Here is an 18105-nt window from a genome sequence, read left to right on the forward strand (position 1 = left end):
GGTCCGGCATCCAGTAGTGTTAAGGGATATCAACAGAGGATGATTGGGCCATGCACCTTGATTTTCGCCAACTTCGCAACTTTGTCGCGCTGGTTGAATACGGCAGTTTTAACCGGGCGGCGGAGGCGGTTTGCCTCTCGCAGTCCGCATTTAGCCGAAGCATTCAGGCGCTGGAGCAGAGCGTGGGGCATCCTTTATTCGATCGCCAGAGCAAGCTGCCCACCCTGACGCTGCACGGACAAACGCTGCTTCCTTACGCTCGCCGCTTTAAGGCCCTGAACGTTGAGCTAAGCAGCCAGATGCGCGAGGCGGAGGAGGCGCTTACCGGCGAAGTGATGTTCGGCTGCGGCCCGGCACCGTCGGCGCGGCTGATCCCCGCCGCGGTGGGGGCATTCCACCGCAGCATGCCACAGGCGAAGGTAAGGTTTCAGGTTGATAACTGGTTTGCCCTCCATCAGGCGCTGACCACTCGCCACTATCCGTTCGTCGTCGCCGACAGCTGGCAGGCCGAACTCGATCCCCAGCTTCGCGTTCAGCCGCTGAGCCCGCAGCGCTGCTTCTTTATCTGCCACGCCGATCACCCGCTGGCGAAGGAGGGACCCGTCTCCGTCCAGACCATGCTCCGCTATCCGTTTGCCGCACCCTATTTGCCGCCCGGCGTGCGCAAAGTGCTGGCAACCCTGAGCGAGCAGCAGGATTTTTCGCCGGCAATTCAGTGTGACCACATTTATGCGCTGCTTTCTACGCTGGCCCATACGCACGCCGTCAGCTTCGCCAGCGAGGACGGCTTTGCGCTGTGCCAGCAGAGCCACCGCCTGGTCAAGCTGGAGCTCAGCGACCTGCCGGAAGAGTGGCGCCTGATGCAGACCCGGTTTGGGATTATCTCCCCGGTTCATGCAACTCAGCCGCCGCTGGTCGAGAAGATGATCGACATTATTCTCCACGTTGACCGCCAGCACGCGCTTCAGCTGCTGGCGCAGGAGGAGGTTTAGCGCGGTTGTCCTTCGGCATCGTACTGCGGCCAGCGGGCTTCCAGCTTCAGCGCGATGAGCGCCTGTTCGACGAATTTTCCCTCGGCCCACGCTCGGGCATCAAACGCGCTGCGGATCAGGCGAGACGCCTGCGCCTGTTCAACGCTGTGGCTGACGCTGTCCGTCAGGAACGGGTCGATGCGCGGTGAGGTGGTAAAGTTAAGGTCGTCGGGGCGGAGCTCTTCCAGGAAGAGCGCCTGGGGGATTTGGCTTTGCTGTGCCATTTCTGCCGACCAGGCTTCACGGTTGTTCGGATCGCTGATTTCTGCCGCGTTCTTCACCAGCACGTCGATAATCTGCTGCGTCGCCTGCGGCCAGGCGTCAATAAAGGTTTGTGTCCCCAGGAACCCCGCCTGCGTGGTGTTCTGACGACCGGAATCGCCGCTCTTTACCACCACGTCGATCTTATCGCCCCGCAACGCCAGAAGAGACACGCCGCCCCAGACGGCATCCACGCGGCCCGCCGCCAGCGCCGCTTTTCCGGCATTCCAGTCGAGATTAATGACCTGCAGGTTTCTTTCCGTGAGCCCGGCGGTTTGCAGGGCGCGGTCGAACGCCAGCTGGTCCGCCGTACCGCGATAGACCGCGACCCGTTTACCCTTTAAATCCGCCAGCGTTTTAATACCCGAGGCGCGGGTGACCGCAAGGTAAGACTCCGACCCGCGGCTGCCCAGCAGCAGGCGCGTGGGAAGGCCGTTCGCTTTGCCGATGATGGCTGCCAGATCGCCAAGGTAGACAAAATCAAGCTGTTGGTTTGCCAGCGCTTCATTCACCGCCGGACCCGCGCCCTTAAAGAACTGCCACTGGATTTCTACGCCCTGAGGTTTGAACACCGCCTCAAGCTGGTGGCGGATGTACGCCATGCCGACCGGGCCTTCAATAAAGGGCTTACTGCCCGCACTTTGATCCGGCACGCCGATGCGAATGGCGTGCAGCGCTTCGGCGCTGGCGTTCCCCATCAGGGCGAAGGCGGCCACCAGCGGCAGCAGAGCGCGACTAAAAAATGCTTTCATCATAACAAGTTACTCCGAGGTTTTTTTTCTCACCCTAATGAGCCGCCCGGCCCGCTGTTAAATGCTTTTATTAGCAAAGAACAGGTGAAAATGAGCTAAATCAGCGCCAGCGAGTCCGGCAGGCTGAAATGCATTTGTTGCATCGGGATTATTCGAGTAACGCAATGACGGAGGGGAGCGGGGCGGGGTTTTATAGCGGCATGACGGGTTTAAACGTGAAGCACTATGTCGCAGATAATTTTAAAAACGGGCTCATCCGGAAGGCAGAAAATACGACTTAACGGCTGGCCGTGGATATTGCCCGCGCTACTGCTGCTGCTGTGGTCCATCGCCGTAGAGCGCCACTGGATGCCGGAACAAATTTTACCTGCGCCTTCGGTGGTCGCCGACACGGCGCTCTCGCTCCTGGCCGGAGACCTTCTCTCCCAGTGGGCGTTTAGCCTGCAGCATCTGCTGCTGGGCCTGCTGGCAGGCGCGTTCGCCGGCACGCTGTTAGGCGCGCTGTTCGGCCTGGTTCCCGGTGCGGCGCGTCGCGTGGAGCCGCTGTTTTACGCGCTGGCGCAAATCCCGACCCTGGGGTGGATCCCGCTGTTTATGGTGCTGTTCGGGATCGATAACGGCCTGAAGCTGGCGGTAATCATCAAAACCACCATCGTGCCGATGACGATCAACACGCAGCAGGCGGTAACCAGCGTGCCCCATACCCTGAGCGAGGCCGCCAGGGTGATGAATTTTTCCCGCTGGCAGCGTCTTCGCTGGCTGGTGATCCCCGCGAGCCTGCCGGGCTGGTTCACCGGCCTGCGGCTGTCGCTCTCTCAGGCCTGGGTGTCGCTGATCGTTGTTGAACTGCTTGCCTCGTCGGAGGGCATTGGCTACCTGATGGTCTGGGGGCGTCAGCTTTTTCAGCTGGATATCGTTTTCGTCACCATTGCGGTGGTGGGCTTCAGCGGCATGCTGATGGAGTGGGCGGCGAATCGGGCCTTTTCCCGACTGGTGTTCTGGCCCCAGCCCGCCGTCGGACGTCTTGCCTGGAAACCGCAGGCCAGCTGGCAGGCGCTGCAGCTGCCGGTTCTGCTGCTGGCGCTGTGGCAGCTGGCTAGCCGATGGGGATGGATTGACGGGGCGCTGTTCTCTTCGCCGCTGACGGTCGCCGGGCGCTTTATGCAGGGCGCGGCAAGCGGGGAGCTGGCGACGGCGATACTGGCAAGCCTCGGGCGCGCCTTTACGGGCGGGGCGGCGGGTATTGCCGGTGGCCTGCTCTGCGGATTACTGCTGGCGCTGCGGCCGCGAGCTGGGCAGATCGTGACGCCATCGCTCAACGTGCTGCGCCATATTGCCCTTTTTGCGTGGCTACCTCTGCTGACCGCGTGGGTGGGCAACGATAACGTCGGTAAAATCGTCTTTATCGCCCTGGCCTCGTTCTTTCCGATGTTCTTTAGCACCCTTCAGGCCGTGCAGCAGCGTAACCCGCAGCTGGACGAAGTGGCGCGCGTGCTGCGTTTAGGCGGCCTGACGCGCCTGCGGATGCTGATCCTTCCCGGCGCGGCACCCGGTATTTTCGCCGGGCTGCGGCTGGCGATGATCTACGCCTGGCTTGGCAACATTGGCGCGGAATACTTCATGTCCTCGGGCGCCGGGATCGGCAGCCTGATGATTAACGCCCAGCAGCTGCTGGATATGCCCACCATTCTCTGCGGCATGGTGCTGGTCGGTCTCACCGGCGCAGCGCTGGATAAAGCCGGACGTTTACTGGAACTTCGCGCCACCCGCTGGCGCCAACAGGAGCCATCATGACCGCTCAAACTCTGGTCTCATTTCAACATGTGCGTAAAACCTGGCAGCAGGTCACGGCGCTGCAAAATTTTAGTCTCGACATCGCTGCCGGTGAACTGGTGGTGCTGGTGGGCAGCAGCGGCTGCGGTAAGTCGACGCTTCTGCGCATGCTGGTCGGACTTGAAGAGGCGACGCAGGGAGAAATCCGCATCAGCGGCGAGCTGGTCACCGGCGTGGGTAAAGAGCGCGGCATCGTGTTCCAGGAACCCCGGCTGTTCCCCTGGCTGAGTGTTATCGACAACGTCATGCTGGGGCTGGCGGATGAAAAACTGAGCCGTGCCGCCAAATGCCAGCGCGCGCGGGAGATGCTGGCGCGGGTGCAGCTCACCGAGTTCGAGGGCGCGCTACCCGCGCAGCTTTCCGGCGGGATGGCCCAGCGCGTCGCCATTGCTCGCGGCCTGGTTGCCCGCCCACAAATTCTGATGCTGGACGAGCCGTTCGGTGCGCTCGACGCCCTGACGCGCCACACCCTGCAGCAGGAGCTGTTGCACATCCACCAGAGTGAAGGCACCACCACGCTGCTGGTCACTCACGACGTTGAGGAGGCGGTAGCGCTGGCGGACAGGATCGTGGTGCTTTCCCCGCGCCCCGGACGCATACGCGACGTGATTAGCCTGGCGCTGCCTCATCCTCGCCAGCGTGACGATGCCGCCTTCGCGGCAGCCTGTCGCCAGATACGAAACCTGATTACCTCATCCTGACCATTCAATTAAGGAGTAATAACATGGGACATCCTTCCGTCTTTCCCACCGGCGCAACGCTGTACGATCCGGCACGCGCCTGGAGCGGCTATACGCTTTTTCAGGCCACTGAACACGGTGCCGTACTGGTGGACATGAACGGCACGGTAGTGCGGGAATGGCCGGAACTGCACGGCTTTCCGAACAAAATCTTGCCCGGTGGGGCTATCCTCGGGCACAGCGGCGAACGCGACCCGCGCTACGGAATGCAGGACATGCTTGACCTGATTCAGGTGGACTGGGAGGGGAACGTCACCTGGAAATTTGACCGCTACGAAAAGATCGGCGATCCGGGCCACGAGCCGCGCTGGATGGCGAGGGCGCATCATGACTATCAGCGCGCGGGCAATCCGGTTGGCTATTATGCGCCGGGGCTGGAGCCGCAGGTCGATGGGGGCAATACGCTGATCCTCGCCCATACCAACCTGGTTAACGAGGCAATTTCAGACAAGGTCCTGCTGGATGACACCATCATCGAAGTTGACTGGCAGGGTAATGTGGTGTGGGAGTGGCGTTGCAGCGACCATTTTCACGAGCTGGGCTTCGACGATGCGGCGCGCACCGCGCTTTACAATAACCCCAACATGCGCGCCAGCGGCGGCGGAATGGGCGACTGGATGCATATCAACTCGATGTCGGCGCTCGGGCCGAACAGATGGTATGACGCAGGAGATGAACGCTTCCATCCCGACAACATTATCTGGGATGCACGAGAGTCGAACATCATCGCCATTATTGATAAGCGTAGCGGACGCATCGTCTGGCAGCTGGGGCCCGATTACAGCAAGCCGGAGCTTAAACACATCGGCTGGATTATCGGCCAGCATCACGCCCATATGATCCCCCATGGGCTGCCCGGGGCGGGTAATATCCTGATCTTTGACAACGGCGGCTGGGCCGGGTACGGCGCGCCAAACCCGGCCTCGGCGGACGGCGTGAAAAACGCCTGGCGAGATTATTCGCGGATTCTGGAAATCAACCCCGTCACGCTGGACATCGAGTGGCGCTACTCGCCGTACGAGGCAAGCTTGCCCCAGCCGACCGATTCCTACCGATTCTACAGCCCTTACATCAGCAATATGCAGCGCCTGGAGAACGGCAATACCTTGATTAACGAAGGATCAAACGGACGGATCTTCGAGGTGACGCGCGATCATGAAATTGTCTGGGAGTATATCTCTCCCTGGTGGGGAAAAACGCTGAACAACAATATGGTGTACCGCGCGTACCGCATTCCCTACGCCTGGATCCCGCAGCTGAGCCAGCCGGTTGAGACGCTGATTGAGCCGGTGGACGTGCGAGCGCTGCGACAGCCGGGTGCGGCTGCTGCGGGCCCGGCGCAAAGCGTGGTTCGGGTCGCCGGGGTACAGCCCTACAGTAAAGGTGCCGATGCGCTGTGCGTCGCGACGGATAACGATACGCTTCTCCGCAGTCCGAAACTGTTCCGCGTGGCGGAGAGCCGGTTCAGGCCGGTTCAGGATGAAAGCGAGCTGGAACAGGAGGGGACTGTGCTGCTGTTTGTCGGCGCAGAACGCTGCGTACACTGCCGAAAACTCTGGCATATTCTGGCTCAGGAGACGGTCATCCCGCTGACCGACCGGCTTGATACGCGCTATCTTGACGCTGACCTGAACCCGGCGCTGGCCGCCCGCCTCGGCGTACGCGGCCTGCCTGCGCTGCTGGCGCTCAGGGGCGGGAATGAGATATCGCGGGCGCCAGCGCATCTGTCTTCAGAAAGCGTGCACGGCTGGCTGAGAGATCTTTTTGCATGACGGCTCTCCGGGCGAGGCCGTTAACGCTTCACCCGGAAACCGGACGGTTATTTCGCCAGGATTTCCTGTCTGACGATCTCCGCGCCCGCGCTTAAGGCTCTCAGCTTGCCGTTAGCAACCTCGCGGGAGAGGGGAGCCATGCCGCAGTTGGTTGACGGATAAAGCTTGTCGGCATCGACAAACTGCAGCGCTTTGCGCAGCGTATCGGCCACTTCCTCCGGCGTTTCGACGGCGTTGGTTGCCACGTCGATCGCGCCGACCATTACTTTTTTACCGCGGATCAGCTCCAGCAGATCCATCGGCACGCGGGAGTTGTGGCACTCCAGGGAGATGATGTCGATGTTAGAGGTCTGCAGCTTAGGGAAGGCCTCTTCATACTGGCGCCACTCTGAGCCGAGCGTCTTTTTCCAGTCGGTATTGGCCTTGATGCCGTATCCGTAGCAGATGTGTACCGCGGTTTCGCATTTCAGCCCTTCGATGGCGCGCTCCAGCGCGGCGATGCCCCAGTCGTTCACTTCGTCAAAGAAGACGTTAAACGCCGGCTCATCAAACTGGATAATATCGACGCCTGCGGCCTCTAATTCTCTCGCTTCCTGATTGAGGATTTTGGCGAATTCCCAGGCCAGCTTTTCGCGGCTTTTATAGTGTGCGTCGTAAAGGGTGTCGATCATGGTCATCGGCCCCGGCAGAGCCCATTTAATCGGCTTATCCGTAAGCTGGCGCAGGTATTTTGCATCGTCCACGAAGACCGGTTTCTGCCTTGCGACGGCAGAGACCACGGTCGGTACGCTGGCGTCGTAGCGGTTACGTATGCGCACCGTCTGGCGGTTCTCAAAATCCACGCCGCTCAGGTGTTCAATAAAGGTGGTGACGAAGTGCTGGCGGGTCTGTTCCCCGTCGCTGACGATATCGATACCCGCACGGATCTGCTCATCCAGCGACAGGCGCAGCGCATCCTGTTTACCCGCCAGTAATTCCCGATCCTGTAATTTCCAGGGGGACCAGAGCGTTTCAGGTTGTGCAAGCCAGGTCGGCTTCGGCAGGCTGCCAGCGGTAGAAGTCGGGAGCAATGTTTTCATAATAAAAGACCTTTTTGATGAATTAAAGCGTGTAGTTATCAGACCACTGCTCAAGAATGTGTTTGTAAGGCTTAATGAAGTACTCTTCGGTAAATCGACCCTGTTCAATCGCCAGGCGGCTTCGCTCTTCACGGTCATACACAATTTTTGTGAAGGAGTGATCCTGCTGGTTCAGGTCCGGTCGATAGCACAGCCCCGCCGCCGAGTTAGCGTTATAAATCTCCGGGCGATAGATTTTCTGGAACGTTTCCATCGTGCTGATAGTGCCGATCAGTTCCAGATCGGTGTAATCACTCAGTAAATCCCCGGTGAAGAAGAACGCGAAAGGCGCCACGCTGTTCTCCGGCATGAAATAGCGCACGCTCAGGCCCATCTTCGCGAAGTACTGTTCCGTTAAGGATTCGCCCTCCGGCTGATACTCAATCCCGAGAATGGGGTGCTGATTGCCCGTGCGGCGATAGGTATCCTTGCTGGAGACGCTTAGGCAGATAACCGGCGCTTTTCTGAAGTTCTCTTTGTATTCAGGTGACTTCACAAAGTGGCGGAAAATATTGCCGTGCAGTTCGCCAAACTTTTCCGGAATACTGAAGTGCTGCTGGTTCTTGTTGTGCTCCAGCAGCAGCACGCTGAAATCGTAATCCCGCACGTAAGACGAGAAGTTATTCCCGACGATGCCGGGAATACGCTGGTTGTTTTTTTTGTCGACAATATAGGTTTGCAGTATCTCGATGGCCGGGAACGGTTTTTTCGCGCCAATATTCAGGTCGACTGAAATAATTTCAAGCTCAACCGCGTAGCGATCGGCATTTGGGTTATCCCAGCGCGCCAGGGCGTTAAAGCGGTTGTTGATCATCACCAGCGTATTGCGCAGGTTTTCCTGACGCTTTTCCCCGCGCGCCAGGTTAGCAAAGTTGGTGGTCGTACGCGTATTTTCTGACGGGTTGTAATTCTCATCGAAGCAACTGCGCTTAAGGGTATATGTGAAAGCTTTGCTCATTGTGGTTATGCATCCTAAGTTCATGTTGCTAAGAAGTTACCGATGCATAATTTATGCCTGAGCCCGTGGCGCAGGGGAAGTGACTTAATTTCACTGCAACATGAGGGAAGTTCATGAAGTGTAATGCTCGAGGTATTGCTGCCTTTCTTGCCGGGTGGCGCTGCGCTTACCCGGCCTACGATTCAGCGTCGTTTGTAGGCCCGTGCAAGCACAGCGCCGCCGGGCGAAGCTGGTGATATGTCTGTGATATGCACTTTTCCGTCGTCGTTAAGCGGCTGTAGGGAGGAGGGATTTTTTATTTCCTTTCAATTCCCGCTATAATCCCCAAAATTTCCAATCGGTTTAGAAAGATCATGACAAAACTCACCTTACAAGAGCAGATGCTCAAAGCGGGCCTGGTCAGCAGCAAAAAGGCGGCGAAGGTTCAGCGCACGGCAAAGAAATCACGCGTTCAGGCACGTGAAGCTCGGGAAGCGGTAGAAGAGAATAAGAAAGCGCAGATCGAGCGCGACAAGCTGCTGAGCGAGCAGCAGAAGCAGGCCGTGCTGGCGAAAGAGTTTAAGGCGCAGGTGAAGCAGCTGATTGAGATGAACCGCATCACCGTCTCAAGGGGCAACATCACCTTTAACTTCACCGACGGTAATCTGATCAAAAAAATCGAGGTCGACAAACAAACCCAGGCTCAGCTGATCAACGGCCGTCTGGCGATTGCCCGCCTGGTCATCAACGCCAGCGGCGACTGTGAATACGCGATTATCCCGGCGGTGGTGGCGGACAAAATTGCCCAGCGCGATGCCGACAGCATCGTATTAAACAGCGCGCTCAGCCAGGAAGAGCAGGATGAAGACGATCCGTACGCGGACTTCAAAATCCCGGACGATTTGATGTGGTAAATCCCCTTCAGAACGGGGCGGCGTGACGGGCGTTAACCGGCTCTCCGCTCACGGGATGAATAAAATTCAACTCGCTGGCATGCAGCATCAGCCGGGGCGCGTCTTCCGCCCCCGGCACGTCAAGACCGCCATACAGATCGCAACCCAGAATCGGGTGTCCCAGCTGCTGGCAGTGAATACGCAACTGATGGGTTCGCCCGGTCTCCGGGGTAAGCATCACCCGCGTTAACGGCAGATCTGCGCCCTGATAAAACCGCTCCACGACCCGGTAGCGAGAGCGTGCCGGCTTTCCGCTGATGGCGCAGATCGACATCAGCGGAAACAGCGCCGGATCTTTGGCAATCGGCGCGTCTATGACTCCCTCATCGTTTTCCAGATGTCCGCAAAGCAGGGCGCTGTAGCCTTTCTCCACGCTGCGCTGGCTGAACTGCTGGCATAGCGCGGCGTTGATGGCCTTATTGCGCGCAACCACCATCAGCCCGGACGTGCCGAAATCCAGACGATGTACCAGCGTGCAGCCGGGGAAGATTTGCACCAGACGATAGTGGACAGAATCGAGGTTTTGCGGATTTTTGCCCGAGAGGCTGAGCAGACCGGAAGGCTTATTGATGAGCAGCAGATGTTCATCCTGCCAGAGGATCTCAATGTCGTCGTGACACGGTGGGGCAATAAAAGAATCAATAATCGCAGACATCAGGCCGCCCGGCTGGAGAGTGGGAGCGGATGATAACGAAATGCGGGGGAAAAGAAAAACCCTCCCACCGGGCGGTGAGAGGGCGAAATCTTACGCTGCTACCAGGCTGTCGATGGCGGCTTTCGCATCGGTCTGCGCTTTAGTCGCCACTTCAGGACCGTAAGCGATGCCTTCCGCGAACACGAAGTTCACGTCGGTGATGCCGATGAAGCCCAGGAACAGGCTCAGGTACGGTGCAACCAGGTCGGTTGGGGTATCTTTATGGATACCGCCGCGGCTGGTCAGCACGATAGCGCGTTTGCCTTTTACCAGACCTTCAGGGCCGTTCTCGGTGTAACGGAAGGTTACGCCAGCGCGAGCCACCAGGTCGAAGTAGTTCTTCAGCTGGGTAGGGATGTTGAAGTTGTACATTGGGGCGTTGATCACGATAACGTCGTGCGCCTGCAGTTCAGCAATCAGCTCGTCGGACAGGGCCAGGGCTTCCTGCTGACGCGGGCTCAGCGGCGCATCGCCTGGACGCAGCGCGCCAACCAGCTCGCCATCCAGCACAGGAATCGGGTTTGCAGCCAGGTCACGCACGGTGATTTCGTCAGCAGAATGCTGTTCACGCCACTGTTCAACGAAGTAATCAGACAGCTGACCAGACTGAGAGTACCCTGCCAGAATACTGGATTTCAAAACTAATACTTTGCTCATGGGTGATTCCTGTTGTTGCATTTGATTGAAGGGGGTTGCCCCGTTGCTTGTTGACACTCTATTCACAATCCTGCCACAGAGATAGCGCAATATATCGAAGCCTATGTTCGAATTTTTTGAATAAGGCGCGAAAGGCGTCAATGTGGTACTCTATAGCAATCATTAAAAAGAGAGTTTATCAGGGCGTGTACTGCCCTTTAACGCTATGACAGAACAACAAAAATTAACCTTCCCGATGCTCCTGCAACAGCTTGATTCTCTGACGCTGCGCGATAAACAGCGCTTCGCCCGCCGTCTGCACGGCGTGAAGAAGGTTAAAAATCCTGATGCTCAACAGGCCATTTACCAGGAGATGGCGAAAGAGATTGAACAGGCAGCAGGGAAAGTTGTGCTGCGCGAAGCCGCGCGTCCGGCGATTACCTACCCGGAAAACCTGCCCGTCAGTCAGAAAAAACAAGACATCCTCGAGGCCGTGCGCGACCACCAGGTGGTGATTGTCGCGGGCGAAACCGGTTCGGGGAAAACCACCCAGCTGCCGAAAATCTGCATGGAGCTCGGCCGCGGGATCAAAGGGCTGATTGGCCACACCCAGCCGCGTCGTCTGGCGGCGCGTACCGTCGCGAACCGCATTGCCGAAGAGCTGCAGACGGAGCCGGGCGGCTGCATCGGTTATAAGGTGCGATTCAGCGACCACGTTAGCGACAACACGATGGTCAAGCTGATGACCGACGGTATTCTGCTGGCGGAGATCCAGCAGGATCGCCTGCTGATGCAGTACGACACCATCATCATCGATGAAGCGCACGAGCGCAGCCTGAACATCGACTTCCTGCTCGGCTACCTGAAAGAGCTGCTGCCGCGTCGTCCGGATCTGAAAATCATCATCACCTCCGCGACCATCGACCCGGAACGCTTCTCGAAGCATTTCAACAATGCGCCGATTATCGAGGTGTCAGGCCGCACGTATCCCGTGGAGGTGCGCTATCGCCCGATTGTTGAAGAGGCGGATGATACCGAGCGCGACCAGCTGCAGGCCATTTTTGATGCCGTTGACGAGCTGGGCAACGAAAGCGCGGGCGACATTCTGATCTTCATGAGCGGCGAGCGCGAAATCCGCGATACCGCCGACGCGCTCAGCAAGCGCGACCTGCGCCACACAGAAATTCTGCCGCTTTACGCGCGCTTGTCAAACAGCGAGCAGAACCGCGTGTTCCAGCCGCACGGTGGGCGCCGCATCGTTCTGGCGACCAACGTAGCGGAAACCTCGCTAACCGTGCCGGGCATCAAATACGTGATTGATCCGGGCACGGCGCGCATCAGCCGTTACAGCTACCGCACCAAGGTCCAGCGCCTGCCGATTGAGCCGGTCTCTCAGGCATCCGCCAACCAGCGTAAGGGCCGCTGCGGCCGCGTGTCGGAAGGGATCTGTATTCGTCTCTATTCCGAAGACGATTTCCTGTCGCGCCCGGAGTTTACCGACCCGGAAATTCTGCGCACCAACCTGGCGTCCGTTATCCTGCAGATGACCGCGCTGGGGCTGGGCGACATCGCGGCGTTTCCCTTCGTCGAAGCGCCGGACAAACGCAACATTCAGGACGGCGTACGTCTGCTGGAAGAGCTCGGGGCGATTACCACCGACGAGCAGGCGACGGTCTATAAGCTGACGCCGCTGGGCCGCCAGCTCAGCCAGCTGCCGGTCGACCCGCGCCTGGCGCGTATGGTGCTGGAAGCGCAGAAGCACGGCTGCGTGCGCGAGGCTATGATTATTACGTCGGCGCTCTCCATTCAGGATCCGCGCGAGCGTCCGATGGACAAACAGCAGGCGTCTGACGAAAAGCACCGTCGCTTCCACGATAAAGAGTCCGATTTCCTCGCCTTCGTGAACCTGTGGAACTATCTCGGCGAGCAGCAGAAAGCGCTCTCCTCGAATCAGTTCCGCCGCCAGTGCCGCGTGGATTTCCTCAACTACCTGCGCGTGCGCGAGTGGCAGGATATCTACACCCAGCTCCGTCAGGTGGTGAAAGAGCTGGGGATCCCGGTCAACAGCGAACCGGCGGAGTACCGCGAAGTGCATATCGCACTCCTGACCGGCCTGCTGTCCCACATTGGGATGAAGGACGCAGAGAAGCAGGAATATACCGGCGCGCGCAACGCCCGTTTCTCCATCTTCCCGGGTTCCGGCTTATTTAAGAAGCCGCCGAAATGGACCATGGTCGCGGAGCTGGTGGAAACCAGCCGCCTGTGGGGACGCATCGCCGCGCGTATCGATCCGGAGTGGGTTGAGCCGGTGGCGCAGCACCTGCTTAAGCGCTCGTACAGCGAGCCGCACTGGGAGCGCGCGCAGGGCGCGGTGATGGCCACCGAGAAAGTGACGGTTTACGGCCTGCCGGTTGTGGCCGCGCGTAAGGTGAACTATAGCCAGATCGATCCGGCGCTCAGCCGCGAGCTGTTTATCCGCCATGCGCTGGTGGAAGGCGACTGGCAGACGCGTCACGCCTTCTTCCGCGAAAACCTCAAACTGCGCGCCGAAGTGGAAGAGCTTGAGCACAAGTCCCGCCGCCGCGACATTCTGGTGGACGACGAGGCGCTGTTCGAGTTTTACGACCAGCGCATCAGCCACGAAGCCATCTCCGCCCGCCACTTTGACAGCTGGTGGAAGAAGGCCAGCAAAGAGACGCCGGACCTGCTCAACTTCGAAAAGAGCATGCTGATTAAAGAGGGGGCGGAGTCGGTCAGCAAGCTCGACTACCCGAACTTCTGGCATCAGGGCAACCTCAAGCTGCGTTTGACCTATCAGTTTGAGCCGGGGGCAGACGCGGATGGCGTGACCGTTCACATTCCGCTGCCGCTGCTAAACCAGGTGGATGAGAGCGGGTTTGAGTGGCAAATTCCAGGCCTGCGCCGCGAGCTGGTGATTGCGCTGATCAAATCCCTGCCGAAACCGGTGCGCCGTAACTTCGTTCCCGCGCCGAACTATGCGGAAGCCTTTTTAGGCCGCGTCACGCCGCTGGAGCTGCCGCTGCTGGATGCGCTGGAGCGTGAGTTCCGCCGCATGACCGGCACCACGATTGACCGCGACGACTGGAACTGGGATCAGGTGCCCGATCACCTGAAAATCAGCTTCCGCGTGGTGGACGATAAAAACAAAAAGCTGCTGGAAGGGCGTTCCCTGAGCGAGCTGAAAGAAGCCCTGAAAGGCAAAGTCCAGGAGACGCTCTCTGCGGTGGCGGACGACGGCATCGAGCAGAGCGGGCTGCACATCTGGAGCTTTGGTCAGCTTCCGGAAAGCTACGAGCAGAAGCGCGGCAACTATAAGGTCAAAGCCTGGCCAGCGCTGGTGGACGAACGCGACAGCGTGGCGATCAGGCTGTTTGATAACCCGCAGGAACAGCAGCAGATGATGTGGCGCGGGCTGCGTCGCCTGCTGCTGCTGAACATTCCGTCGCCGATCAAGTATCTGCACGAGAAGCTGCCGAACAAGGCCAAGCTGGGGCTGTACTTTAACCCGTACGGCAAGGTGCTGGACCTGATCGATGACTGCATCTCCTGCGGCGTGGACAAACTCATTCACGAGGCGGGCGGCCCGGTCTGGACGGAAGAGGGCTTTGCACAGCTTCATGAAAAGGTGCGCGCGGAGCTGAACGATACCGTGGTAGAGATTGCCAAACAGGTTGAGCAGATCCTCACCGCCGTGTTCAATATCAACAAGCGCCTGAAAGGGCGCGTGGATATGACCATGGCGCTGGGGCTGTCGGACGTGAAGGCGCAGATGGCGGGGCTGGTGTACCGCGGCTTTGTCACCGGCAACGGCTTCAACCGTCTCGGCGATACGCTGCGCTATCTGCAGGCAATTGAAAAACGTCTGGAGAAGATGGCCATCGACCCACACCGCGATCGCGCGCAGATGCTTAAAGTGGAAAGCGTGCAGCAGGCGTGGCAACAGTGGCTCAACAAGCTGCCGCCAGCGCGCCGCGACGATGAAGACGTTCAGGCGATCCGCTGGATGATTGAGGAGCTGCGCGTTAGCTTCTTTGCCCAGCAGCTCGGTACGCCGTATCCGATTTCGGATAAGCGTATCCTGCAGGCGATGGAACAGATTTCTGGTTAAAACCCTTGCTCGGTGGCGCTGCGCTTACCGGGCCTACGGGAGAATATGTAGGCCGGGTAAGGCGTAGCCGCCACCCGGATGGTTATCGTTCTACAATTGCCAGCGTAAACCCATCCCAACCCTTAACCCCTACCGTTTGCAGCGCGGTGGCGGTTAAGCGCGGGTTATCCCCAATCATCTCGATAAACCGACGCACGCCCTGCACGCGCGCGTCGTCGCTTTGCCCGTTAACCACTTCGCCTTCGCGCACCACGTTATCGCCGATGATCAACGTCCCCGGACGGGAGTAGTGCAGCGCCCACTCCAGATAGCCGGGATTGTTTGGCTTATCGGCATCAATAAAGATCAGGTCGAACGGCGGAACGTCACCGAAATTCTCAAGAGAGTTCAGGGCCGGGCCTTCAATCAGTTCAATACGCTCGTTTAGCCCGGCGAGGTGGATATTCTGACGCGCAACGTCGGCATGCGTGGGATCGGCCTCCAGCGTGATCAGCTTTCCGTCCGGCGGCAGCGCGCGCGCCATCCAGATGGAGCTGTAAGCACCCAGCGTGCCGATCTCCAGAACGCGCCGCGCCTGCGTCATGCGCACGAACAGCGCCAGCAGCTGCCCCTGATTGGCCGCAACGTCGTGCTCGGGGAGCCCGGCGCGCTTGTTGTTTTCCAGGACCTGACTCAGCACGTCATCTTCAGGAATAAGCGAAGAAATCATGAAATTATCGACTGCAGACCACTGTTGTTGCATAGATTGACTCCTGAGGGGTAAGCGCCACCGGGCAGGTTTTCAGACACTGGCCCAGCCGCCGCCCAGCGCTTTATACAAATCAATTTGCGCCAGCAGCAGGTTATTTTTCACCTGCACGACGCTGGTCTGGACCGAGAACAGCGTGCGCTGCGCGTCCAGCACGTCCAGGTAGGATGAATAGCCGTTGCGATAGCGATTCTGCGCAATGCGCAGGGTCTCCTGGGCCACATCCTGCTGGGCAAGCAGCTCCGTCAGCTGTTCCTGATATCGAGCAATGGCATCAAGGCTGTTGTTCACTTCGGCAAACGCGTTACGCACGGTTTTCTCGTAGCTGTACAGCGCCTGGTTGCGCTGGGACTGAGAAATATCCACCTGCGCGTTGAGCGCCTGGCGGTTAAGGAGCGGGGCGAGAATACTTCCCCCTGCGCTCCAGAGCTGAAGCGGGTTGTCCAGCAGGCCTGAAAGCGTGCGATCCTGAATCGATCCGGTTGCGGTCAGGTTGATCGACGGCAGCAGGCTGGCGCGCGACGCGGCAAGCGAGGCGTCCGCGGCCACCAGCTGTCGCTCGGCCTGAACGATATCCGGCCGGCGGTTCAGAAGCGTAGAGGGCAGCTGCGACGGCAGCTTCAGCGGCGTCAGCGCCGCAAAGCTTTCGCTGCGCGCCACGTCGCCCGGGTTGCTTCCCAGCAGCAGGCTCAGGGCATTCTCCTGCTGTGCAATCTGGTGCTGGAGCACTGGAACCTGCGCCCGGGTTGAGCGGAGTTCGGAATCCGATTGCATCAGCTCCAGGCGCGAGCTGTAGCCCGTCTCAAACTGACGCTTCGCGAGGTTAAATGCCTCTTCGCGCGATTTCAGCGTGGACTGGGTCACGCGCAGCTGTTCATCAAGCGAAAGCAGGGTGACATACCCGGATGCCACGGACGAGGCGACGGTTAAATCCGCGGCGGCGGCGGCGGCTTTTTGTGCCTCCAGCGAGGCTTCGGCAGCGCGCGAGGTGCTGCGGTTAACGCCCCAGATATCAACGTCATAGCTCGCCGTCAGGCTTCCTCTGTACAGCGTGCCGTAGACCGGCAGCCCGGTCGCGGCGGATTGCGAACGGGCTCGCGTCCCCGTTACGCCCGCGTCGAGCGAGGGGAACAGGCCGCCGTCGGCCGCAAAGACCCGCGCCTGATACTCGTTTATCCGCTCGCGGGCGATCAGGACATCGCTGTTATGCCCGAGCGCCTGGTCCACGTAGCGGTTCAGGTTGTTGTCATGAAAATTGCGCCACCAGAGCTGCTCCGTCGGGCTGGCAGGGCCTGAGACGGTGCGCCACTGCGTGGGGATTTGCAGCGTCGGCTGCGCCGGTTTGACATCGACGGCCTGGCATCCGGCCAGCATGACCGCCATCACCAGCGCGGTTATCGGGCGAAGGGTCATTGCTTCGCCTCCCGCGTATCAATGGTCACCTGCACCGACATGCCCGGACGCAGCAGCGCGGATGCCTCTGGCTTGCCGAGCACTTCGATACGCACCGGAATACGCTGGGCGATTTTGACAAAGTTCCCGGTGGCGTTATCCGGCGTGATGGCGCTGAATTCAACGCCGGTCGCCGGAGAGATGCTCTCCACGCGGCCCTGATACGCTTTGTTATTGAGGGCATCGACGGTGAATTTCACCGGCTGACCGACGCGCAGCTCCGCGAGCTGGGTCTCTTTAATATTGGCGATCACCCAGTGCTGCGGCGGCACAAGGGTGGTGAGATGGGTCCCGGCGGTCACATACGCCCCGAGACGAACGGCAATCTGGCCGAGCTGGCCGTCGCGCGGGGCCACAATACGCGTGTTTTGCAGGTCGATCTGCGCCAGCTCCAGCGCCGCTTTGGCGTTTTCTACATCCGCTTCCAGCGCACCGCGGTTCACAATCACCGTCTGCAGATCCTGACGCGACATCTCCAGCGCCGCTTTCGCCTGGTCGATATCCGCGCTGCCCTGGGCTGCGCTCGCCAGCGCCGCGTCGCGCTCGCGAATGGAGAGCGAGCCGTCAGTTGTCAGCTCTTTCACCCGCTTTAAATCCGCCTGAGTTTTCAGGCTCTGGGCGCGGGCATTTTTCAGCGCAGCGTCATTTTTGGCGATGACGGCCTCGGCGCTTTTACGCTGCTGCAGGTTGTTATTCAGGGCGGCAATTTTCATCGCCAGCTGCGCCTCGGCCTGATGCACCCGCTGACGATAGATGCGGTCATCAATCTGCAGCAGCAGGTCGCCTTTTTTGACCTGCGCAAAGTCCTGAACATTCACCTCTGTGATGTAACCGTTGACCTGCGGACTGATAAACGTCGTCTGACCGCGCACGTATGCGTTGTCGGTAAACTGCGCGTGGCGGGTGAACGGCGGGAGCTGCCACGCATAAAGGATCGCCAGTACGCCGACAATACCGATGGCAGCGGCGGTGAAAACGGAAACAATGCGCACATTTTTGCGGGTGTTGGCCTGCTCTTTGGCGGCATCCTGCTGACTCATAAACTCTCC

14 protein-coding genes are annotated in these 18105 nt (G+C 59.4%); 6 read left to right on the forward strand and 8 right to left on the reverse strand.

Translation table 11 applies throughout. The annotated features are described in order from the left end of the window. Positions 1-50 precede the first annotated feature (50 nt). Complete coding sequence (locus tag AC3WOK_RS04515) at positions 51-992, forward strand: LysR family transcriptional regulator (protein WP_492354025.1); 942 nt, start codon at positions 51-53, stop codon at positions 990-992. Here the strand turns inward: AC3WOK_RS04515 and AC3WOK_RS04520 are convergent. Further along, the gene (locus AC3WOK_RS04520) at positions 989-2047 is read right to left on the reverse strand and encodes an ABC transporter substrate-binding protein (protein ID WP_492354026.1); all 1059 of its coding nucleotides are present in this window, start codon (positions 2045-2047) and stop codon (positions 989-991) included. The two genes, AC3WOK_RS04515 and AC3WOK_RS04520, sit on opposite strands and share 4 nt — an antisense overlap. A 222-nt stretch (positions 2048-2269) precedes the next feature. On the opposite strand from AC3WOK_RS04520, the gene AC3WOK_RS04525 reads away from it, so the two are divergent. Genes AC3WOK_RS04525 through AC3WOK_RS04535 form a run of 3 tightly spaced genes read left to right on the forward strand, consistent with a single transcriptional unit; the run spans position 2270 to position 6389 of the window. Beyond that, complete coding sequence (locus AC3WOK_RS04525) at positions 2270-3838, forward strand: ABC transporter permease (RefSeq protein WP_492354027.1); 1569 nt, start codon at positions 2270-2272, stop codon at positions 3836-3838. Continuing rightward, on the forward strand, positions 3835-4578 hold the full coding sequence (locus AC3WOK_RS04530; protein WP_492354028.1) for an ABC transporter ATP-binding protein: 744 nt from the start codon (positions 3835-3837) through the stop codon (positions 4576-4578). The genes AC3WOK_RS04525 and AC3WOK_RS04530 overlap by 4 nt, the downstream gene beginning before the upstream one ends. Before the next feature lie 23 nt (positions 4579-4601). Beyond that, on the forward strand, positions 4602-6389 hold the full coding sequence (locus tag AC3WOK_RS04535; protein ID WP_492354029.1) for an aryl-sulfate sulfotransferase: 1788 nt from the start codon (positions 4602-4604) through the stop codon (positions 6387-6389). Positions 6390-6436: 47 nt separating this feature from the next. Here the strand turns inward: AC3WOK_RS04535 and AC3WOK_RS04540 are convergent, their stop codons facing one another. Both AC3WOK_RS04540 and AC3WOK_RS04545 read right to left on the reverse strand, forming a co-directional pair. Continuing rightward, positions 6437-7468 (reverse strand): methionine synthase, encoded by a 1032-nt coding sequence (locus tag AC3WOK_RS04540; RefSeq protein ID WP_063429734.1) that lies wholly within the window; start codon positions 7466-7468, stop codon positions 6437-6439. Positions 7469-7490: 22 nt separating this feature from the next. After that, entirely contained in the window at positions 7491-8465 is a 975-nt protein-coding gene (locus tag AC3WOK_RS04545) for a DUF1852 domain-containing protein (protein ID WP_447855590.1), read from the reverse strand. A gap of 353 nt (positions 8466-8818) precedes the next feature. Here AC3WOK_RS04545 and AC3WOK_RS04550 point away from each other — a divergent pair, with 353 nt between their 5' ends. Next, a complete protein-coding gene (locus AC3WOK_RS04550) occupies positions 8819-9358 on the forward strand; it encodes a DUF2058 domain-containing protein (RefSeq protein WP_023327414.1) in 540 nt (179 codons plus the stop codon). A 7-nt stretch (positions 9359-9365) separates the two neighbouring features. Here AC3WOK_RS04550 and AC3WOK_RS04555 read toward each other — a convergent pair whose 3' ends face one another. Together AC3WOK_RS04555 and azoR are read right to left on the reverse strand one after the other, a co-directional pair. After that, the gene (locus AC3WOK_RS04555; protein ID WP_447855591.1) at positions 9366-10052 is read right to left on the reverse strand and encodes an RluA family pseudouridine synthase; all 687 of its coding nucleotides are present in this window, start codon (positions 10050-10052) and stop codon (positions 9366-9368) included. Positions 10053-10142: 90 nt separating this feature from the next. Next, a complete protein-coding gene (azoR, locus tag AC3WOK_RS04560; RefSeq protein WP_059311330.1) occupies positions 10143-10748 on the reverse strand; it encodes an FMN-dependent NADH-azoreductase in 606 nt (201 codons plus the stop codon). Between the two features lie 205 nt (positions 10749-10953). Between azoR and hrpA the strand changes: the two genes are divergently transcribed. Beyond that, positions 10954-14856, forward strand: coding sequence for an ATP-dependent RNA helicase HrpA (gene hrpA / locus AC3WOK_RS04565; protein ID WP_447855592.1), 3903 nt, complete (start codon positions 10954-10956; stop codon positions 14854-14856). Positions 14857-14938: 82 nt separating this feature from the next. Here the strand turns inward: hrpA and AC3WOK_RS04570 are convergent, their stop codons facing one another. The 3 genes from AC3WOK_RS04570 to AC3WOK_RS04580 are packed head-to-tail and all read right to left on the reverse strand — an operon-like array spanning position 14939 to position 18096. Further along, a complete protein-coding gene (locus AC3WOK_RS04570; RefSeq protein WP_059311328.1) occupies positions 14939-15598 on the reverse strand; it encodes an O-methyltransferase in 660 nt (219 codons plus the stop codon). Between the two features lie 39 nt (positions 15599-15637). Further along, positions 15638-17017: an efflux transporter outer membrane subunit gene (locus tag AC3WOK_RS04575; protein ID WP_447855593.1), complete on the reverse strand. Its 1380-nt coding sequence runs from the start codon at positions 17015-17017 to the stop codon at positions 15638-15640. Next, positions 17014-18096, reverse strand: coding sequence for an HlyD family secretion protein (locus tag AC3WOK_RS04580; RefSeq protein WP_447855594.1), 1083 nt, complete (start codon positions 18094-18096; stop codon positions 17014-17016). Before AC3WOK_RS04580 ends, AC3WOK_RS04575 begins: the two co-directional genes overlap by 4 nt. Positions 18097-18105: the final 9 nt, after the last annotated feature.

Source organism: Enterobacter sp. FW301-JW81, from assembly GCF_058788735.1.